At 74.0% G+C, this 19,665-nt stretch carries 15 protein-coding genes; 8 read left to right on the forward strand and 7 right to left on the reverse strand.

Annotated elements, in window-relative coordinates; genetic code table 11:
* The 4 genes from ACFV5H_RS18885 to ACFV5H_RS18900 all read left to right on the forward strand — a co-directional run bounded on the left by ACFV5H_RS18885 (nucleotide 1) and on the right by ACFV5H_RS18900 (nucleotide 7,776).
* Nucleotides 1-1,170 (forward strand): AAA family ATPase, encoded by a 1,170-nt coding sequence (locus tag ACFV5H_RS18885; RefSeq protein ID WP_385196181.1) that lies wholly within the window; start codon nucleotides 1-3, stop codon nucleotides 1,168-1,170.
* A 5-nt stretch (nucleotides 1,171-1,175) separates the two neighbouring features.
* The gene (locus tag ACFV5H_RS18890) at nucleotides 1,176-4,712 is read left to right on the forward strand and encodes a DUF5682 family protein (protein WP_385195962.1); all 3,537 of its coding nucleotides are present in this window, start codon (nucleotides 1,176-1,178) and stop codon (nucleotides 4,710-4,712) included.
* On the forward strand, nucleotides 4,709-6,448 hold the full coding sequence (locus ACFV5H_RS18895) for a hypothetical protein (protein ID WP_385195964.1): 1,740 nt from the start codon (nucleotides 4,709-4,711) through the stop codon (nucleotides 6,446-6,448). Before ACFV5H_RS18890 ends, ACFV5H_RS18895 begins: the two co-directional genes overlap by 4 nt.
* Before the next feature lie 332 nt (nucleotides 6,449-6,780).
* Complete coding sequence (locus ACFV5H_RS18900; protein ID WP_385195966.1) at nucleotides 6,781-7,776, forward strand: epimerase; 996 nt, start codon at nucleotides 6,781-6,783, stop codon at nucleotides 7,774-7,776.
* Between the two features lie 128 nt (nucleotides 7,777-7,904).
* On the opposite strand, the gene ACFV5H_RS18905 is transcribed toward ACFV5H_RS18900, so the two are convergent.
* Nucleotides 7,905-8,414, reverse strand: a complete 510-nt coding sequence (locus ACFV5H_RS18905; protein ID WP_385195969.1) for a hypothetical protein — start codon at nucleotides 8,412-8,414, stop codon at nucleotides 7,905-7,907.
* Between the two features lie 263 nt (nucleotides 8,415-8,677).
* On the opposite strand from ACFV5H_RS18905, the gene ACFV5H_RS18910 reads away from it, so the two are divergent.
* Nucleotides 8,678-9,166 (forward strand): hypothetical protein, encoded by a 489-nt coding sequence (locus ACFV5H_RS18910; RefSeq protein WP_385195971.1) that lies wholly within the window; start codon nucleotides 8,678-8,680, stop codon nucleotides 9,164-9,166.
* 5 nt (nucleotides 9,167-9,171) lie between these two features.
* On the opposite strand, the gene ACFV5H_RS18915 is transcribed toward ACFV5H_RS18910, so the two are convergent.
* Together ACFV5H_RS18915 and ACFV5H_RS18920 are read right to left on the reverse strand one after the other, a co-directional pair.
* Complete coding sequence (locus ACFV5H_RS18915; protein WP_385195974.1) at nucleotides 9,172-10,263, reverse strand: DUF475 domain-containing protein; 1,092 nt, start codon at nucleotides 10,261-10,263, stop codon at nucleotides 9,172-9,174.
* Between the two features lie 139 nt (nucleotides 10,264-10,402).
* The gene (locus ACFV5H_RS18920) at nucleotides 10,403-11,365 is read right to left on the reverse strand and encodes an NADP-dependent oxidoreductase (RefSeq protein ID WP_385195976.1); all 963 of its coding nucleotides are present in this window, start codon (nucleotides 11,363-11,365) and stop codon (nucleotides 10,403-10,405) included.
* 126 nt (nucleotides 11,366-11,491) lie between these two features.
* On the opposite strand from ACFV5H_RS18920, the gene ACFV5H_RS18925 reads away from it, so the two are divergent.
* On the forward strand, nucleotides 11,492-12,472 hold the full coding sequence (locus ACFV5H_RS18925) for a GlxA family transcriptional regulator (RefSeq protein WP_385195978.1): 981 nt from the start codon (nucleotides 11,492-11,494) through the stop codon (nucleotides 12,470-12,472).
* Nucleotides 12,473-12,978: 506 nt separating this feature from the next.
* On the forward strand, nucleotides 12,979-13,179 hold the full coding sequence (locus ACFV5H_RS18930) for a hypothetical protein (protein ID WP_385195980.1): 201 nt from the start codon (nucleotides 12,979-12,981) through the stop codon (nucleotides 13,177-13,179).
* 15 nt (nucleotides 13,180-13,194) lie between these two features.
* Here ACFV5H_RS18930 and ACFV5H_RS18935 read toward each other — a convergent pair whose 3' ends face one another.
* The 4 genes from ACFV5H_RS18935 to ACFV5H_RS18950 all read right to left on the reverse strand — a co-directional run bounded on the left by ACFV5H_RS18935 (nucleotide 13,195) and on the right by ACFV5H_RS18950 (nucleotide 17,781).
* Nucleotides 13,195-14,721, reverse strand: a complete 1,527-nt coding sequence (locus ACFV5H_RS18935; RefSeq protein WP_385195982.1) for an FAD-dependent oxidoreductase — start codon at nucleotides 14,719-14,721, stop codon at nucleotides 13,195-13,197.
* Between the two features lie 47 nt (nucleotides 14,722-14,768).
* Complete coding sequence (locus ACFV5H_RS18940; protein ID WP_385195983.1) at nucleotides 14,769-15,656, reverse strand: diiron oxygenase; 888 nt, start codon at nucleotides 15,654-15,656, stop codon at nucleotides 14,769-14,771.
* Nucleotides 15,657-15,794: 138 nt separating this feature from the next.
* Nucleotides 15,795-16,766, reverse strand: a complete 972-nt coding sequence (locus ACFV5H_RS18945) for an alpha/beta fold hydrolase (protein WP_385195985.1) — start codon at nucleotides 16,764-16,766, stop codon at nucleotides 15,795-15,797.
* A 142-nt stretch (nucleotides 16,767-16,908) separates the two neighbouring features.
* Nucleotides 16,909-17,781 carry a hypothetical protein gene (locus ACFV5H_RS18950; RefSeq protein WP_385195987.1) on the reverse strand — a complete coding sequence of 291 codons (873 nt, stop codon included), beginning with the start codon at nucleotides 17,779-17,781 and terminating at the stop codon, nucleotides 16,909-16,911.
* A gap of 241 nt (nucleotides 17,782-18,022) precedes the next feature.
* Here ACFV5H_RS18950 and ACFV5H_RS18955 point away from each other — a divergent pair, with 241 nt between their 5' ends.
* Nucleotides 18,023-19,537, forward strand: coding sequence for an MFS transporter (locus tag ACFV5H_RS18955; protein ID WP_385196184.1), 1,515 nt, complete (start codon nucleotides 18,023-18,025; stop codon nucleotides 19,535-19,537).
* Nucleotides 19,538-19,665: the final 128 nt, after the last annotated feature.

A 19,665-nucleotide genomic window follows, 5' to 3' on the forward strand; every position in this document is an offset into this window, starting at 1 on the left:
ATGACCACCGCCCCGTCCCCCTCCCCGGCCCGTCAGATCGTCCCGCCCGAGGACCGGTACGCCACCGAACTCGCCTTCCTCGCAGCCCACGACGACGGGCCGCGCCCGCCCGCCTGGCGGCTCAGCCCGCGTGCGGTCGTCACGTTCGTCATGGGCAGCGGGGGCCGGGCCCTGAAGCTCCCCGACGGCGCCGGGGCACCCGACGGAGTACCGCACCGCCTGGTGATCGAGGACAAGTTCGTCGGCGACCGGGCACTGGTCGAGCGGTGCGTGGTGACCCTCGCCGGTGAGCGCGGTCTGCTGCTCGTCGGCGAACCCGGCACCGCCAAGTCGATGCTGTCGGAGCTGCTCTCCGCCGCCGTGTGCGGCACCAGCGGCCTGGTCGTGCAGGGCACCGCCGGCACCACCGAGGACCAGCTCAAGTACGGCTGGAACTACGCGCTGCTGCTGGCCCAGGGCCCCACCCGGCAGGCGCTCGTGCCGTCCCCCGTCCTGACCGCCATGTCCCGGGGCGCGATCGCCCGCGTGGAGGAGGTCACCCGCTGCCTGCCCGAAGTGCAGGACTCGCTGGTGTCGTTGCTCTCCGAGCGGCGGATCGCCGTACCCGAACTGGCCGGCACCGAGGACGCGCTGGCGCACGCGGCGCCCGGCTTCAACCTCATCGCCACCGCCAACCTCCGCGACAAGGGCGTCTCCGAGATGTCCGCGGCCCTCAAGCGCCGCTTCAACTTCGAGACCGTCGGCCCCATCGGCGACCTCGACGCGGAGACCGCGCTGGTGCGCGGCCAGGCGCGGGCGTCCGTGGAGCGCGCCGGGGCGCCGTTCCAGGTCGACGACGCCGTGCTGGAGGCCCTGGTCACCGCGTTCCGGGACCTGCGCGAGGGCCGGTCGGCGGAGGGCTGGGAGGTGGAACGGCCGTCGACGGTGATGAGCACCGCGGAGGCCGTGTCCGTCGCCGGCGCGCTCGCCCTCGCGGCGGCCTACTTCCCGGGCGACCGCGACGTCCTCGGACTGCTGCCCGGCCATCTGCTCGGCGTGGTCCGCAAGGACGACCCCGCCGACGCCGCCCGGCTGCGCGGCTACTGGGACGGCCCCGTCCGGCGCCGGGCCGAGCAGGGCTCCGCCACCTGGCGCACCCTGTGGGACCTGCGCACGGTCCTGGAGGGCTGACGGCCGTGTCCCTCTCCCACGGGGCCGCCGCCCCGGGCGGCCCGCCCGTCCCGCCCGACGAGGCGCTCGCCGCCCTCACCGGCCCGTCCGCGCCCTACCTCGTCGGCGTACGGCACCACGCGCCCTCCCTGGCCGCCGCCGTGCCCGCGCTGCTGGACGAGGCGGAGCCGGAGGTGCTGCTCGTCGAACTGCCCGCGGAGACGCAGCCATGGCTGCCCTGGCTGGGACACGAGGAGACCCGGGCGCCGGTGGCGCTCGCCGCCGCCCCCGGCGAGGGCGGCGACGGCGGACCGGCGTTCTACCCGTTCGCCGACTTCTCGCCCGAACTGGCCGCCGTGCGCTGGGCCGTCCGGCACGGCGTACCGGTGGTCGCCTGCGACCTGCCGCTCGCCGACCGCGCCTGGACCGACGGGCGCCGGGCCCCGGGGACGGGGGCCGGCGCACCCGGTCTCGCCGGCGCGCTGCGGACCCGGCTGACGGGCCGCCCCGGGGACGACCTCTGGGACCGGCTCGTCGAGGCGACCGCCCCCGGCTCCCCGCCCGAGGCCCTGCGCCGGGCCGCCCTGCTCACCGGGTGGGCCCTGCGCGAGGACGCCGTCGCCTCGGGCGGCGTACCGGAGCTGGACCTGCGGCGCGAACGCTGGATGCGGGCCCGGCTGGCCGAGGCCACCGCACGGGGCGAGCGGGCCGCCGTGGTGGTCGGCGCCTTCCACGCACCGGCGCTGCTGCGGCCGGACGCGGGGGAGGAGGAAGCGACAACGCCCGCGGACGGACGACGGCCCGTGTGGAACACCTCGTTGATCCCGTACACCTACGCCCTCCTCGACGAGCGGTCCGGCTACCCGGCGGGCATCCGGGACCCGGAGTGGCAGGACATGGTCCTGCGCGCGGCGGGCGACCCGGCCGCGCTGGAGGAGGCGCTGACCCGGGCGGCCGTACGCGTCTGCGCCGAACTGCGCGGCCTCGGCCACCCCTCGGGACCGGCCGACGCCCGGGAGATCAGCCGGCTCGCCTCGGACCTCGCCCGGCTGCGCGGCCTGCCCGCGGCGGGCCGCGGCGAACTGGTCGAAGCGGTCCAGACGGTGCTCGCGCAGGGCGAGCCGTACGGGCGCGGCCGGGCCGTGGCACGGGCGATGGAGCGCGTGCTCGTCGGCACGCGTACCGGGCGTCCCGCCCCGGGGGCACCGCGCAGCGGACTCGTCCCCGCGGTCGAGGCCGAGCTGGCCCGGCTCGGTCTGCCCGGCCCGGAGGCGGGCGGCCCCGGCCCCGCGCGGGACCTGCGGCTCGACCCGCTGCGGTCCGACCTCGACCGGCGCCGTGAACTGCTGCTGCGCCGGCTGACGGTGTGCGGTGTGCCCTACGGGGAGGCCAAGGAGGTCGTCGGCGCGGGCGGCGCCGAGGCCCTCACCTCCCGCTGGGAAGTGCGCTGGACCCCTGCCACGGCGGCCGTGCTGACCGCGGCCGGCGTACGCGGAGTCACCCCCGCGCAGGCCGCCGAGGGAGTCCTGCGCGAACGGCGCCGCCAGGAACGCGACGAGGACGGACCGACCGCCGCACAGGCCCTCGAAGGGCTCGAACGGGCGGCGGAATGCGGTCTGACCGGACTCGCGGACGAACGGCTCGACGACGTCGCCGACGTCCTGCCCCGGGCCGGCACCCTGCCGGAACTCCTCGCCGGGCTGGCCCTGCTCGACCGGCTGCGGGCCGGCCATGCCCCCGGGCTCCCCGCCGAGCCGGACCGCGAGACCCGGGCCGCCGCCGTCGCGGAACTGCTCACGACGGCGGCGGTACGGCAGGTCGACGGACTGACCGGGTCCGAGGACCCCGCCGACGCCCACGCCCTGCTCGAACTCTCCCACCGTGCCGACCTGCTGGGCGGCATCCGGCTCACCGACGCCCTGGACCGCCTGGCCGCCGGCGGCTCCCCGCTGATGCGCGGCGCCGCCGGGGCCGTACGCGTCCTGCTCGGACACGAGGACGCCCGCGCCTTCGGCGACCGCGTGGCCTCCTGGGTCGACGGGGCCACCGACCCCGACTCCCGCGCCGCCCTCACCGCCCGGCTCGGCGGACTGCTGACCGCCGCCGGCCCTCTGCTGGAGACGGCGGCCCCCGCGCTGGAGCCCCTGCTCACCCGGGTGACCGAGCTGCCCGACCGGGCGTTCCTCGACCGGCTCCCCGCACTGCGCGGCGGCTTCGACACCCTGAGCCCCGCGGCCCGCGACCGCCTCCTCGCGGCCGTCGAGGAACGCCTCGGCACCGCGCACGTCGCCGACACGGACGACGTCGACCCGGCCGCCCTCGCCACCTGGACCGCAGCGGACCACGCGGCCCGCGAGACCCTGCGCTCGCTCGGCCTGCTGCCCCCACCGGGCGCTCCGGCGGGGGGAGCGCCGGAACGCCCGGAGCGCGGTGCCCCGGAGGCCGCCGAGGAGCATGCCCTCGCCCCCGCCGACCGCTGGCGCCTCCTCCTCGGCCGCCGCGCCGACCGGCTGCCGCCGTCCGCGTCACCGCTCGCCACCGCGCTGGACGAGCTGTACGGCAGCGGACGCGGCGAAGGCAGCCGGTCGGACCTCACGGGCCCGGGAACCGGAGGGGGACGTCAGGCGCCGTACCCCGGAGTACGGGAGTGGTCCGAGGAGCTGGCCGCGCTGTTCGGCCCCGGCATCCGGGAGGAAGTGCTGGCGACCGCCGCCGCGTCGGGCCGCAGGGACGTCCTCGCCGAGCTGGACGCGGACAGCGTGCGGCCCTCGGTGGACCTCCTGCGCACCGTCCTGCGGCACGCGGGCGGACTGCCCGAGGCCCGGCTGGCCGCACTGCGTCCGCTCGTACGGCGGCTGGTCGACGCGCTGACCCGGCAGCTCGCCACCCGCCTGCGCCCCGCCCTGCACGGCACCGCCCTGCCCCGCCCCAGCAGACGTCCCGGCGGCGGACTGGACCTGCCCCGCACCCTGCGGGCCAACCTGGCGACCGCGCGCCGCGCCCCGGACGGCACGGTCCGCGTGATCCCCGAGCACCCGGTGTTCCGTACCCGGGCACGCCGGGCCGCCGACTGGCGGCTCATCCTGGTCACGGACGTGTCGGGGTCCATGGAGGCGTCCACGGTGTGGGCCGCGCTGACCGCCTCCGTGCTGGCGGGGGTGCCGACCCTCTCCACCCACTTCCTGGCGTTCTCCACGGAGGTCATCGACCTCACCGGACACGTGGACGACCCGCTGTCGCTGCTGCTGGAGGTCAGCGTGGGCGGCGGCACCCACATCGCCGCCGGACTGCGGCACGCGCGCGAGCTCGTCACCGTACCGTCGCGCACCCTCGTCGTGGTCGTCAGCGACTTCGAGGAGGGCTACCCGCTGGGCGGTCTGCTCGCCGAGGTCCGCGCACTGGTCGGAGCCGGCTGCCACGTCCTGGGCTGCGCGAGCCTCGACGACACGGGCCGGCCCCGCTACTCCACGGGAGTCGCCGGCCGGCTCGTCGCGGCCGGCATGCCCGTCGCCGCCCTCAGCCCGCTCGAACTCGCCCGCTGGGTAGGGGAGAAGATCGCATGAGCCCGGACCTGCCTCCGGTCGTCCCGTCCGTCACCGCCGAACTCGTCGCGGCACTCTCGCCCCGGCTCCGCAAGCGGCTGGACGCGGGCGTGACCAAGCTCCTGGCGCGCCCGGTCGTCCGGGAGGGCGACACCGTGCGGATCGCCGTCGACGACGAGACCGACGTCGTCCTGCGGGCACCCGGCGGGACGGTGACCGGCGCGGACGCCATCCACTGCGGATGCCTGCTGGCCCCCGACTGCCTGCACCGCGCGGCGGCGGCCTCGGCCGCACCGGTCGCCGAGGAAGCCCCGGCCCCCTCCGAGACCACGGAAACGCGGGACGGGACGGAGGCGGCACCGGCGGAGCCCGACACCGCCACCCCCGAACAACGCGCCGCCGCACGGGCGGTGTTCGACGCGGCCGCAGCCGTCCTGGAGGCCGGCACCGACGGCGCCGGCGCCGTGCTCCAGGCGGAACTCCTGCACGCCGCGCACACCGCCCGCCTCGCCGGCCTCCCACGGGCCTCGGCCGCGGCGGTCTCCGTGGTGACCGGGGTGCGCGCGGCCCGCTCCGCCGACCCCGGACACCGCCTCACCGACCTCGCCGGCACGCTGGCCGGAGTCCTGGGCGTCACCCACCGCCTCCCGCACGCCACCGGCCCGGACCTGACCGAACTGCGCGGCACGGTCCGGCAGCCGTACCGCCCGGACGGCTCCCTGCGGCTGTACGGGCTCTTCTCCGAGCCCGTCCTCACCGCGACCGGATACGCGGGCGCGGTCACCTGGACCGCCGACGCGGACGGACGCCTGTACACGGTCTCGGACGTGGCACCGGGCGGGCCCGCCCGGGCGACCGGCGCCGCCGACCGGGCCGTACGGATCGGTGACACCGCCCTGACCCACCGGGAACTGTCGCGCGCGGGGCTCGCCGTGTCCGGGGCCACCGTCTCCCCGACGGGCCGTCTCGGCGCGGGGGCGGGGGTGCGGGCGGTCCGCGCGTCCGGCGCCGACTGGCGCGCGGATCCGCTGGACCGGCTGTGGGCGGTGCCCGCCGCCGAGCAGGTGGCCCGGGCGCTGAACGGCGGGCAGGACCTGCTGTTCCTGGAGGTGACCCTCGAGGGCACGGTGCGGGAGACGACGGGCGACTGTCTGCTGGCCGACTGCGGGGGCCTGCCCCTGCGGCTGGCCGTCGCCCACGACGATCCCGCGCTCCCTCACCGCGACAACCTCCGCCTGCTCGCCGCCGCCGGGGGCAGCCGGCTGCGGGTCGTCGCGCGCCTGACACCGGGGCCGTGTCCCCGTGCCCTGCTGCTCGCCACCGAGCACCCCGCCGACCCCGGCGCCCGGGTGGACCTCGGTCTGGACCGCCTCCAGCACGCGGACCTGCCCACCGGCGCGGTCGCGCCGCCCGCGCGGGCCGTGCCCACCGGGGACGAGGCCCCGCTGCACCTGCTGCGCCGCCGCGTCCACCAGGCGGTGCCGGGGGGCCGCCGGGTCCTCGCCCTCGCCGGGAACCGGTCGGGCGACGGCGCCCGGCTGCGCCGTCTCGGCCTCACCACGGCGGGCGACCTCCTCGACGACCTCCACACCGCCGCCGCGGACCGCTCCCGCGACGCCTTCGGCCGCCTGCTCCCGGCCGACACCGGCCACTTCGCCCGGGCCTGGCTCGCCGCCGCCGTCTACAACGACGTGGTCGAACGGGCACTGTGCGCGGCAGCCTGGGGAGCCACCGCGAACGAGGTGCGCGGTGCGTAGGCCGGCCGGCGTGCTCCCGGAGATGGCCGGCGCCTCCTGGTCGTCCTCGGAACAGCGTCCGGTGACGCCGTCCACGAGAGGAGACGCGGCCGGCGGCACGGGTGTCACGGCGCCCCGGGCGGGCGTCCTGCAGTAGGGCTGCTCGATGATGCCGCCGTCGTCGTCCACCGCCACCATCGCCCGTGCCGTCGGCCACGGCTCCGAGAGCGCCCTCGGTACCGCGTTCAAGCGGGTGACCGGCATCCCGCCCCGTGCGTACCGCAACCGGCACCAAGGTTTTGAACGTGTTCAATTCCGGAGTAGTGTTGCCCTCACGCGGAGGGGAGGGCCGGATGAAGATCGTGATTCCCGGTGGGACCGGGCAGGTGGGCACCGTCCTGAAGCGTGCGCTGACCGCGGCCGGACATGAGGTCGTGGTACTGACCAGACGGCCGGCGGGGCCCGGGGAGGTCCACTGGGACGGCAGGACACCGGGGTCGTGGACCGAGGTGGTCGACGGCAGTGACGTCGTGATCAACCTGGCCGGCCGCAGCGTGAACTGCCGCTACACCCCCGCCAACCTCCGGGCCATGATGGACTCACGGGTGCTCTCCGCCCGTGTCGTGGGCGAGGCGATCGGCGCCGCGGCGCACCCTCCACGGGTCTGGCTCCAGATGAGCACCGCCACCGTCTACGCCCACCGCCTCGACGCGCCCAACGACGAGGGCACCGGCGTGATCGGCGGGACGGAGGCCGCCGTGCCGGGTTACTGGTCCTACAGCGTGGACATCGCCAAGGCGTGGGAGCGGGAGCAGGAACGGGCCGCGACCCCGCACACCCGCAAGGTGGCCCTGCGCTCCGCCATGGTGATGAGCCCCGACCGGGGCGGTGTCTTCGACGTCCTGTCGTGGATGGCCCGCCTCGGGCTCGGCGGCCCGGTCGCGGGCGGCGCCCAGTACGTGTCGTGGATCCACGACCACGACTTCGTCCGCGCGGTCGAGTTCCTGGCCGATCGGGACGACCTCGCCGGTCCGGTGAACCTGGCCGCCCCCGGTCCCCTGCCGCACCGCGCGTTCATGCGCGTCCTGCGCACCGCGTGGCGCATGCCGGTGGGTCTGCCCGCGACGCGGTGGATGGCGGAAGTGGGCGCCTTCGTCCTGCGCTCGGACACGGAACTGCTGCTCAAGAGCCGGCGGGTCGTCCCCGGCCGGTTGCTCGAGGCGGGTTTCACCTTCGCGTACCCGACGTGGCCGGAGGCCGCCCACGACCTGGTGGGGCGCCGACGGGGCACGGGCGGGACGTCGCGCACCGGACGCCGGGCGGATCAACAGGGGGTCTTGGAACCGTAGTCGGCGAGGTACCCGTCCCGGACCCGGTCGTGCCGTCCGCCCCCCACACAGCCGTACGTCCACGTGTTTCCGTCCGCGCTGCCCTCCGTCCCCGAACCGCTCAGCGGTACGGACCACCGGACGCGCCGTCAGGCGGCTCGGTGGACGACGAGCTTGAACTCCGCCAGGACGATGTCCCGCGCCACGCTGTCGTCATGGGTGGCGCGCACGGCGAGCGGGACGGCCGGGTCGACGAAGACGCCCCACTGCTTCGTCCAGCACTGCATGCCGGGACTGGGCGGCCGGTGCTCCGTCCCGGTGGTGTCGTCGGGTGCCGGGGTGAGGCCGAGCGGATCCCGGACGAACTGGTCCCGCAGCTCGTCGTAGTTCCCGGCCTCCCACTGGATCATCGCGTACAGGACGCCCCAGCCGGCCGTGCTGGGCCATATCAGCCCGGACCGGTCGTCCGAGTCCCAGTCCGTGACCACGTACCCGTCCGGCTGGTTCACCTGATGCATGGAGAACCGGTCGGTGGACTCCGCGGACCCGAACGGGAACCGTACGACCGTGTAGGGGCTGTTGGCCGGGACCGACTGCGGAGTGTCCCGCTTCAGGGAACACACCTGCACTCCGGGCGAATCCGTCGCGTCGATGGACATGGTTCGAATCTGCCCGTTCCGGGGCGGTTCGATGCGGCCCCGGCCGTGTGGGCGTAGGCCGGGTACGTCAGGTGACCCGCGTCGCCTCCCTGGTGGCAGGTGGCCTCGTCGACCGGGGCGACCGGGAGGGCCTGCGCGCCGCGCCGGCCGCCGACGGGGCGTGACCTTCGTGGCCGGCGAGCCGGCGCACCCCGTTTCCGTGCCGCACGGTCCGGCACGGAAACGGGGTGCGGCCGGTGGTGGCCGTCTCCTACCGTACGGTCATGCGCGTCGTCTTCACCAAGGGCCCCGGCACGAGCTACGACATCGCGGTGCACCGCGAGACCGGGGCGGCGCTCGCCCCGCGCAACGGGCCCGGCGGGCATCCGTACCTGCCGCACGACCTGGTGCACTTCCTGGTCGAGGCCGAGGCGGGCATCGGACTCGGGGTCTACGGGCGGCTGGCCGCCGGTGACAACGGCCTGTTCTGGCCCGCCGACCCCGCGGAACGCGCCAGGGCCGCGAGGCGCCGCAAGTCCAGGCCGGTGAAGTCGTCCCCCCGGGCGCAGGCGGACATGGCCCTGTCGGAGCACCTGGCGGGCATCGCCGTACCCGTGTGGGAGGTGCGGCGCGGCCGTGCGCGGCAGCTGCCCGCGTATGTGGCGGCGGGCGGGATCCCCCCGGTGGTCGACCGGATCGTGTCCCGGTTCGACGAGTACGCCGACCGCTGGCACACACTGCCGGTCGGCGGTTCGCTGACGCTGACGTGGTGAGGAGCTCACCGGCGTGCGGCGCGGTTGCGGCGGACGGAGGAGTAGAACGACGCGCTGATGAGCGTGACGCCGATGAGCCCGGTGACGATGTCGTTGATCTGGTACTGGATGCTGACGAGAAGGATGAGGGCGAGCGCACCGATCGCGTAGTGGGCGCCGTGTTCGAGGTAGACGTAGTCGTCGAGGGTGCCCTGGCGGACCAGGTACACGGTCAGGGACCGGACGTACATGGCGCCGATGCCCAGACCGAGCGCCATCAGCACGATGTCGTTGGTGATGGCGAAGGCACCGATGACGCCGTCGAAGGAGAAGGACGCGTCCAGGACCTCCAGATAGAGGAAGGTGAAGAAGGCGGCTCTGCCCGCCAGGGCGACCGCCGGCCGCCCCGCCCCGGCGTCCTCGGACCGTTGCCCGGCGTGCTCCCCGGCCTCCTCGGCGGCCAGCCTGCTCTCGAAGAAGTCGGAGAGCCCGCGCACGATCAGGTAGGTGATCAGTCCCGCGATGCCCGAGACGAGAACCGTCTGGGCCTTGTCGGCATGATCGCCGCCGTGCTGGTGGGCGTGGGCGGCGAACGTCATGGCGGTGCCGAGGAGGACCCCGAGGGCGACACAGACCGAGAGCATGTCGATCCGGCCGAGCCTGGCCAACGGCCGTTCGACCGGGCCGAGCCACTTGGTCTCGCGGTCCTCCAGGACGAAGTCGAGGAAGATCATCAACAGGAACATCCCGCCGAACGCGGCGATCGACGGGTGCGCGTCGGTGACGAGTTCCTGATAACGGTCCTTGTCGGTGAGCGCGAGGTGGACGGCCTCGGTCGGCGCGAGCCGCGCGCTGACGGCGACGATGACGATGGGGAAGAGCAGCCGCATGCCGAAGACGGCGATCAGGATGCCGATGGTGAGGAAGATCTTCTGCCAGAAGGCGTTGAGCTTCTTGAGGATGCCGGCGTTGATCACCGCGTTGTCGAAGGAGAGCGACACCTCCAGAACGGCGAGGATGGCGACCAGCCCCAGGGCCGTCCAGCCGTCGTAGAGCACCCCGGCGACCAGGCCGAGGCCCGTGACGGCGAAGGCCCAGCGGAACGTCTTCAGCAGCACGCGGCATTCCCCACTCTCTCGTCGTGCTCGTCGCCGGACGACGGGCCCCGTTCCAGTGCCCCTCTCAGGGATGTCTACTACGCCGGTGCCGCGGAAGAGCGACCGACACCGCGCCGACGGCCCGTCGACCGCACGCGGGTCACCGCGTGACGTCCAGTACGAGCTTGCCGCGGGTGCGGTTGGTCTCGCCCCGGCGGTGTGCCTCGGCGGCCTGCTCCAGGGGGAACACGTGCTCGACCTCCACCCGGAGGTCGCCCGCGTCGACCAGACCGGCGACGGTGGTCAGGGCCGCGCCGTCCGGCTCGACCAGAAGCGGGCTGGTGCGCACCCCGGCCTGCCCGGCCGCGGCGGCGAGCGCCGGGGAGACGCCGCCCGGAACGGAGACGACCAGGCCACCGGGCCGGGTCACCGCCACCGACCGCACATCGGTGGCGTCCAGGCCACCGACCAGGTCGATGACGACATCGACTCCGTCGGCCACGTCCTCGAACCGCTGCCGCGTGTAGTCGATCGTCTCGTCCGCGCCCAGCTCCTTGAGCCAGGCGTGCCGGGACTCACGGGCGGTCGCGACCACTTCGGCGCCCAGATGCCTGGCCATCTGCACCGCCAGATGCCCGACACCGCCGGCCGCGGCGTGCACCAGTACCCGCTGACCGGCCCGGACATCCGCGGTGTCGACCAGCGCGTGCCACGCGGTGAGCGCCGCGAGGGGCAGGGCGGCGGCCTCGGCGTGTCCGATCGAGACGGGCTTGCGCGCGAACTGGCGCGACGGCGCCGTCACGTACTCGGCGTAACCGCCGGCCGGGCGCGGGAACCAGGGCATCGCGTACACCTCGTCACCGGGCGCGAGCGTGGTGACGCCGAAACCGACCTCCTCGACGACTCCGGAGACGTCCCAGCCGAGGATCAGCGGCAGCGTCTGCAGTCCCGCCATGCCCTGGCCCGCGCGGGTCTTCCAGTCCACCGGGTTGATCCCGGCGGCGTGCACCCGCACCAGCACCTCGGTCGGCAGCGGTTCGGGGCGCGCGACCCGCCCGACGGTCAGCACCTCCGGCCCGCCGAACCCGCTGATGGTGACGGCACGCATGGTGCGCTCGCTCATGTTCTCCTCGTTTCCTGTCCGTTCCGCGTGTGCGAAGACCGGGCCGGGCCCGGTGATCACCAGCTTCGTCCCGTACCCCCGGACGGAGTGAGTGGCCGGAGGGCCACCTGTCGTACCATTCCGGCCATGGTGCATCGCATTGCCGTCCTCGCGCTCGAAGGCGTCCTCGCCATGGACCTCGGGATCGCCTCGCGCGTGTTCGACGCGGCGTGCGATCCGTCCGGTGCGCCGCTGTACTCCGTGACGACCTGTTCGCTCGGCGGCCGGCCCGTCCGTACCCACGAGGGCTTCCGGATCGTCGTCGACGACGACGAGTCCCTCCTGGAACGCGTGGACACCGTGGTGATCGCCACCCAGGAGCCCGAGGGACATCTGCTCGCCACCGGCGAACTGCCCGCGGAGGTCGCCGGGGCGTTCGCCCGGATCGGTCCGCGCACCCGTGTCGTCAGCCTGTGCACCTCGGCGTTCCTGCTCGCGGCAGCCGGACTGCTGGACGGTCTGCGGGCCACCACCCACTGGGTGCTCTGCGACGTGTTCGCCCGGCGCTTCCCCCGGGTCGAGGTCGACCCGGACGTCCTGTTCGTCGACAACGGACGCATCCTGACCTCGGCGGGCGGCGCCGCCGGCATCGACGTGTGCCTGCACCTGATCCGCCGGGACCACGGAGCGGCGGTGGCCGGCGCGGCGGCGCGCCGGTGCGTGGTCGCGCCGTGGCGCGAGGGCGGGCAGGCGCAGTTCATCGAGCACCCGGTGCCGAAGGACGCCGACCGTTCCACCTCGGCCACCCGGCAGTGGGCCCTGAACCGGCTGGCCGAACCCCTCACGTTGGAGGACCTGGCCCGGCACGCGCACATGAGCGTACGCACCTTCACCCGGCGGTTCCGCAACGAGGTGGGCACCAGCCCCCTCCAGTGGCTGCTGCAGTGCCGGCTGAACCAGGCGCGCCGACTGCTGGAGTCCACCGATCTGACCGTCGCGCGCGTGGCCACGGCGAGCGGCTTCGGTGACGCCGTCGCCCTGCGCAGACACTTCTACGGCCATCTCGGCCTGTCCCCGCTGGCCTACCGCCGTGCCCACAACGCCCCGGACCTGACAGCGACGGGATGAACGTCCCCGAGTGACGCCCGGGACGCCTGCGGTATGACCGGTCACCGGTTCGGGTGAACCCCGAACCGGATGCGCTTACCCGCGGCAACGCCTGGGAGGTCCGCGAGCAGCCGCCCGACTGCCCTGCTCGGGCGACCCGTCGCGTCGTCCCTCGGCCATCCCGGCCCCCGTACTCGGCTCGGTCGTTCTCGCCGTCCCGCCGGCCGCCGTCCCCATCACCGCCGCACTGCCCGGTCATGTCCGTTTCCGGCCCGAACCCGGCCGGATGGACGAGATCGACTCCACCCCGCACTCCGACTGCCGGGCGGGGTGAGCACCGGCCGGAGGCTGCTCGCCGCCGTCTGTCCGCTGACCGCCCTGACCGACCTGACCGGCTGTACGGCTCCCGGGCGGCCCACCGTCGCGCCGAGTCCCGACGCCTCCTCACCGAGGACCGTCCGGTCGGGCACGGGCTCGCCCCGCCGCGTCCCGGCCGGCCGCCGGTGAGCCCGTCGGAGGGCCGGCGCGTGGACCGGGCCCTCTTCGGCTCCTGGGCCGGCCACGGCGTCTCGGGTGCGGGCGTCAGGGACCACGTGCGGGTGTTCGAGGACGTCGTCCCATGGCCGTCCACGGGCGGGGACATGACGATCTGCCTCGCCCCCGGCCGGGAGGCGAACTTCGACGGCGCCGCCGACGCCCACGTGGGGGACGAGGACCGCGTGGAGTGACCGTGCCGTGCGGAGTCAGCGGCGCCGACGGCGTACGAGGCGGCGGAACGCCTTCGGCCCGCCGGCCGGTGCGGGCAGGGTGCCCGCCACCGCGTCGGCCAGCAGGGAGCCGACGGTCTCGGCCGCGCAGGCGCGGTTGGCGCCGATGCCTCCCGACGGCCCGCGTTTGATCCAGCCGACGACGTACGTCCCGGGCCTGCCGGTCACCCGGCCGCCCTGGTGCGGCACGGTCCCGGTGACCTCGTCGAACGGCAGCCCCGCCTGGGCCACCCCGCGGTAGCCGACCGCCCGCAGGACCAGGCCGGCCGGGACCTCCAGCTCGGCGGTGCCGCCGGTGACCCGCACGGCACGGGTGTCCTCGCCCCCGCACACCGCCACAGGGGAGGAGAGGAAGCGGAACACGATACGCCGCCGCCGTCCCGCCGTACCCGGCGACAGGGACCAGTCGACGGCCTCCCGGGTCACCCCCCGCAGCACCGCCGCCTTGTCCCCCGGACCGGCGGCGTCGATCGCCGCACCGATGCGCGGATCGTGGTCGTCGACGAGCAGATCCACCCCGGGAAGGTGCTTCAGGGCGAGCAACTCGGGTCTGGTGTACGCCGCGTGCTCCGGTCCGCGGCGTCCGAGCAGCACCACCTCGCGCACCTTGCTGCGGCGCAGTTCCGCCAGCGCGTGGCCGGCGATCCCGGTGCCGGCCAGCGTCTCCGGGTCGGAGACGAGGATCCGCGCGACGTCGAGGGCGACGTTGCCGTTGCCGACCACGACGACCCGCTCGGACGACAGGCCGACGGCGTCCGCGGCGACCTCCGGATGCGCGTTGTACCAGGCGACGAAGGCGGTCGCGGAGACGCTGCCCGGCCGGTCCTCGCCCGGAATGCCCAGCCGCCGGTCCGTGGCGGCGCCCACCGCGTAGATCACCGCGTCGTGGTGGGCGGCGAGTTCCTCCGCGGTGACGTGGGTGCCCACGTCGAGGCCGAGGTAGGTCCGTGCGCGCGGATGGGTGAGGAAGCGGGCGAAGGTCTCGCCCACCTTCTTGGTGGCCGGGTGGTCCGGTGCCACGCCGTACCGGACCAGCCCGCCGGCGACCGGAAGCCGGTCGACGAGCGTCACCTCGGCCCGGGTGTGCAGCAGCAGGTCCTTGGCGGCGTACATGCCGGCCGGGCCGGTGCCGACGATCGCGACCCGCAGCGGCCCGAAGTCCGAGGGCAGCACCCGGTCGAAGGACGGCTCGCCCCAGGCGTGGAAGTTAGGCCCCGAACGCGCCGGTGGCTCCGTCCCCTCGGGGGGATCCTGCTCGAAGTAGGCCGCGTTGATCCGCGCGTACTCCCGCTGCCCGCCGGTCAGCCGGTCGAGCGGGAGGACGGCGTCCACCGGGCAGGCGTCGGCGCAGGCACCGCAGTCGATGCAGCTCTTCGGGTCGATGTGCAGCATCTCCGTGCTGCCGAAGGCCCGTTCCCCGGGCGTGGGGTGAATGCAGTTGACCGGGCAGACGGACACACAGGTGGCGTCGTTGCAGCAGGTCTGGGTGATCGCGAAGGCCATGGTCGTCCACTCCGCTGAAGGCCGGGACAGGTGCAGGGTGCGGGTCGTCAGACGAGGTGGGCGCGCTTGTAGAAGTGGAGCGCGGGCCCGGTGAGCAGCCCCACCGAGGCCAGGAACTCCATCAGGCCCGAACAGCTCGCCCGCATCATCGACTTGTGGTGTTCGTTGGCCTTCGCCTCGCGCAGGGCGCGGGCCTCGTCCAGGCCGGCGTTCGCGTAGACCTTGCGGTTCACCATGCTGGTGACGATGACGTAGGCCGCGACGGCGATCAGCAGGGCGTGGATCCGGCGGCGCAGCCGTCCGGCACGCGCGAGGTGCCTGCGTGTCTCGTCGCGGGCGAACTTCATGTGCCGGGACTCCTCGACGACATGGATGTTGTTGATGGTGCGGACGAAGGGCACGACCCGCTCGTCGCGCATCCAGTCGCGCTGCATGACGTCGAGGACCTCCTCGGCTACCAGGATCGCCGCGTACGCGGCCTCACCGAAGGCGACGGTCTTGAAGAGCCGGCCGAGTTCGAGCGCGACCCGGTGCGGCCGGTAGGCCGGTGCCCGGAGCTTCTTCGCCCCGCGGGCGAACATGATCGAGTGCCGGCACTCGTCGGCTATCTCGGTGAGCGCCCACTGGACGGTGTCGTCCGTCGGGTCCTTGGCGTAGATGTCCCGCAGCACCATCTGCTGCAGGATCATCTCGAACCAGATGCCGGTGCTGGCGACGGACGCCGCCTCCTGGCGCGTCAGCTCCTTGCGCTGCGCGTCGGTCATCTCGTCCCAGTACGCCGTCCCGTAGAGCGTGCTCCACTCCGGACTGGCACCGTGGAAGTCCGTGTCGAGCGGCGTGTCCCAGTCGACCTCGGTGAGCGGGTCGTAGGAGAGCTGCGCGGACGAGTCCAGCAGCCGCCGGGCCGCGCCGTCGTCGGAGGTCCTGTTCCCCATGCCGAGGGCTCCTCGCATCGAGTCCGATCAGTATTACCGCGGGTAACCATCCCGCCTTGCTGACGAACTGTATAGCAAGAGGAGTCGTGTTCCTACCCCCAAGTAGCAAAGGGCCGCCGCCGGAACACCGGCCCCGGGTCAGGTGCGGCGGGAGCGGACCACCAGGGCCGTGCCACCGGCGACGGCCAGGACCGCCACGCCGCCGAGGGCCGCGGCCCCCCTGCCCGCGCCGGTCGCGGCGAGGGCGGGACGAGAGCCGTGCGCCGCCCGCAGGATCAGGTCGGTCACGTCGTCCGGGTCGGTCTCCGGCACCGCGTGCGGGGCGTCGACCTCGACGGTGGTCGAGCCGGCCCGCTCGGCCATGAAGCGCAGGTTGTCCGTGCCGATGGTGCGGTCGTCGGTGGCGACGAGGTACCAGGACGGGATCGTCTTCCAGGCGACGGCCTTGGTCGCTTCCGCGCTGGTCGCCACGTGCGCGGGGCGCTGTCTGGCGGCCAGCGCGGCGGCCCGGCCCGCCTCCAGCCGGTCGCTCAGGAAGACGTCACTGAACTTGTCCGGCTTGATGTACGTGTCGACGTCGGCCGGGCCACCGCCGAGCGGAACCGCGGCCAGGGCGGTGGGAAGGGGAGCGTCGGGGTCGTCCGTCAGATGGCTGCCGGGGTACTTGGCGGCCAGCTCCAGGGCCGTCTCGCCCTTGTCCGGCGCGAACGCCGCGATGTAGACGAGGGACTTGACGTTCGGGTTGCCGGCCGCCGCGTTGGTGATGACGGCTCCGCCGTAGGAGTGGCCGACGAGGACGACCGGGCCCTCGATCGTCCTCAGCCGGGCGGCGAGGTAGGCGGAGTCGCCGGTGAGGCCGCGCAGCGGGTTCGCGGTGGCCACCACCGGATGACCCTCCGCCCGCAGGCTCCGGATGACCTCGTCCCAGCCCGAGTCGTCCGCCCAGGCGCCGTGCACCAGCACGACGGTCGGCTTGGTGCCCGTGCCGGACCCGGCACTCCCGCCGCTCTCGGACGCCGGGGACGGGCCGGCGGCCAGCACGGCCGCGGCGGGGACGAGGACGGCCAGGGGGAGCGACCGCCGGGCGGAGACGTGCCGTATGAACTTCATGACAGCTCTCTCTTCGAGGGGAACGACTGCTGTCACGACACTGCATGCGGCCAAGTGGCCCAGCACCGTCAGACGGGCCGGACGAGTGAACGGGCCGCCCCCACGGTCGCCCCCGCGCCCGGTCCCGCCTCCCCTCCCGCGGTCACTCGATTCCGCTGGGAGTGGGCGTCGGTGTGCGGCCGGCGAGGACTTCCTGAAGCCGCGGCGTGCCCTGCTCGACGGCGGCCGTGGTGGCGGCGTGGTCGGCGCCGTCGAGCCCGCCGTTGGTGACCGTGATCGCGTTCGCGCCGATCTGGACGACGGCCACGTCCAGGGTGAGGGTCACCGGCTCACCTCCGCTGTCGCCCTTCACCGTCACGGTCATTCCCTGCCGTGCGTCGCCCTCCTCGGGCAGGGACATCTCGACGACCTGGACGGTGCGGTCACCGTTGTCGCCGCCGGTCAGGGTGAACTGGTCACAGGTGTCGGGAAGCGACTGCAGCGACTTCATCGACTCGTCGAGGTCGGACTTCTGATAGGCCGCCACCTGATAGAGCAGCCGGGAGTCGCCCTGCTCGAACCCGTTGAGCGCCGACGCCCCGGACGGGGTCCCCAGCAGGGTCTCGTCGTACAGCGAGTCGATCAGCTGCTGGCAGTCCGAGGCGTCGCTCTTCCCTTCGAGGAAGGCGGCCACGTCGACCTGCCCGACGAGCAGCGAGTCCCGCCATTCCTGCGGCTTGTCCGCCTGGGTCCAGTCGCCCTCGAGGTCCGCCGAGGTGATCAGCGCGTTCCGCGCGCCCGTCTCGCTGAGCTCCGCGCCGGGCGACGACGTAGGCGACGAGGTCGGGGAGGCGGTCGGGGACGTGGGGCTCGACGTGGGCGATTCGGTCTGTGCGACGGCTGCGGCGGCGGTCTCGGACCCGGCCGACGCGCTGTTGTCCGCGTCGGAACAGGCCGCCGTGGTGAGCAGGGTCCCGGCGGCCAGTACGGCGGCCAGGACACGGGACGAGCAGACGATCGGGCGAGGGGTGGTCACGAGTGCCTCCTGAGGATGGGACGAGCGCCCCGGTGCCGGCCTGCCCCGGGCGCTTTCCGCCCTTGTCCTCCCACCGCATCACCGGTCCGCCCGCGCGACCAGCGCAGCGGAGGCACACGGGTGAGAACCGGCCCGCCTTCGCACCCGCGTATCCGGGGGATCACCGGGAAGAAGCGACTCCGAGCGCGCTTCCCGGCGTCGTCCCGACGACGCTGGTACGTTCCGTTTGCTACGGCATGACCTGGAAAGGAACCCCGCCACGTCCCCCACCGACAGCGATCCCACACCCCCTTCCGCAGCGGTCAGGCGCCACCCCGCCCTGTTCCGCGCCGTCCGCCGCCGGCGGAACCCGCCACTGCGCCGGTCGGACATCACGGTGACGGACGAACGGGCGGTCAGGCGAGCGGTGAAGGCCGCCTCGCTCGGCAACGCCATGGAGTGGTTCGACTTCGGCATCTACGCGTATCTGGCCGGCACCATCGGCCGCGTCTTCTTCCCCTCAGGGAGCGACACCGCGCAGCTGCTGTCGTCCTTCGCCACCTTCGCCGTGGCCTTCCTGGTGCGCCCGCTCGGCGGCATGGTCTTCGGGCCGATGGGCGACAAGGTCGGCCGCAAGAAGGTCCTCGCGCTGACGATGATCCTGATGGCGATCGGCACCGCCGCCATCGGCATGCTGCCGACGTACGCGGCCGTCGGCTTCTGGTCACCGCTGCTGCTGATCCTCTTCCGGCTGCTGCAGGGGTTCTCCACCGGCGGTGAGTACGGCGGTGCCTCCACCTTCATCGCGGAGTACGCCCCGGACAAGCGGCGCGGCTACTTCGGCAGCTTCCTCGAACTGGGCACGCTGGCCGGGTACACCGGCGCGGCGGGCCTGGTCACGGCCCTCACCGCCTGGCTCGGCAACGACACGATGGACGCCTGGGGCTGGCGCATCCCGTTCCTGGTCGCCGGGCCGCTGGGCATCGTCGGCATCTACCTGCGGCTGAAGCTGGACGACACACCGGCGTATCTGAAGCTGGAGCAGGGCAACGGCCACATCACCGAGGGCGCGAGCGCGGTGGAGACCACCGCCCACGGCGGCCTCGCCAAGATCTTCCGGCAGTACTGGCCGACGCTGGTGCTGTGCATCGCGCTGGTCGGCGCGTACAACGTCACCGACTACATGCTGCTGTCGTACATGCCGACGTACCTGTCGGACGAGCTGCACTACAGCGAGACCCACGGTCTGCTGATCCTGGTGGCCACCATGGTGCTGCTGATGCTGATCATCAACCAGGTGGGCCGGCTGAACGACCGGTTCGGCCGCAAGCCGTTGCTGATGACCGGCATGCTCGGCTTCTTCGTCCTGTCCGCCCCGGCGTTCCTGCTGGTGCAGCAGGGCAGTCTGCTCGCCGTCTCGGCCGGCATGCTGATGCTCGGCCTGTCACTGGTCTGCCTGCTGGGCACCATGTCGGCGGCGCTGCCGGCCATGTTCCCGACGCCGGTGCGCTACGGCTCCCTGTCGGTCGGCTACAACCTGTCGGCGTCCCTGTTCGGCGGCACGACACCGCTGGTCATCACGGCCCTCATCGGCGCGACCGGCTCGGACATGATGCCGGCGTACTACTCGATGGCCGCCGCCCTGGTCGGTGTCATCGCGGTGGCCTGCATGAAGGAGACGGCCCAGCAGCCGCTCGAGGGCTCGCCGCCCTCGGTGCAGACGGAACAGGAGGCGGCGGAGCTGGTGCGGTCACAGGCACCGGCACCGAAGTTCTGACGGCCCGGTGAGCCCGGCGGAACCGCCGGGCTCACCGGACGGACGTCGTCGAACGCGCGTCCGAGGGTGCCACCTGTCCGCGCTCGCCCGGCCGACCCGCGCCCGTGTCCGGCCCGGCGGCACCGGAA

This window comes from Streptomyces sp. NPDC059787, from assembly GCF_042732315.1.
GTDB lineage: Bacteria > Actinomycetota > Actinomycetes > Streptomycetales > Streptomycetaceae > Streptomyces > Streptomyces atrovirens.

Bases quoted from the DNA above. Each gene is read 5' to 3' on its own strand.
- ACFV5H_RS18895 (WP_385195964.1), top strand. From the start codon at position 4,709: ATGAGCCCGGACCTGCCTCCGGTCGTCCCGTCCGTCACCGCCGAACTC.
- ACFV5H_RS18945 (WP_385195985.1), bottom strand. From the start codon at position 16,766: ATGAAGTTCATACGGCACGTCTCCGCCCGGCGGTCGCTCCCCCTGGCC.
- ACFV5H_RS18885 (WP_385196181.1), top strand. From the start codon at position 1: ATGACCACCGCCCCGTCCCCCTCCCCGGCCCGTCAGATCGTCCCGCCC.
- ACFV5H_RS18935 (WP_385195982.1), bottom strand. From the start codon at position 14,721: ATGGCCTTCGCGATCACCCAGACCTGCTGCAACGACGCCACCTGTGTG.
- ACFV5H_RS18920 (WP_385195976.1), bottom strand. From the start codon at position 11,365: ATGAGCGAGCGCACCATGCGTGCCGTCACCATCAGCGGGTTCGGCGGG.
- ACFV5H_RS18925 (WP_385195978.1), top strand. From the start codon at position 11,492: ATGGTGCATCGCATTGCCGTCCTCGCGCTCGAAGGCGTCCTCGCCATG.
- ACFV5H_RS18910 (WP_385195971.1), top strand. From the start codon at position 8,678: ATGCGCGTCGTCTTCACCAAGGGCCCCGGCACGAGCTACGACATCGCG.
- ACFV5H_RS18900 (WP_385195966.1), top strand. From the start codon at position 6,781: ATGAAGATCGTGATTCCCGGTGGGACCGGGCAGGTGGGCACCGTCCTG.
- ACFV5H_RS18905 (WP_385195969.1), bottom strand. From the start codon at position 8,414: ATGTCCATCGACGCGACGGATTCGCCCGGAGTGCAGGTGTGTTCCCTG.
- ACFV5H_RS18940 (WP_385195983.1), bottom strand. From the start codon at position 15,656: ATGGGGAACAGGACCTCCGACGACGGCGCGGCCCGGCGGCTGCTGGAC.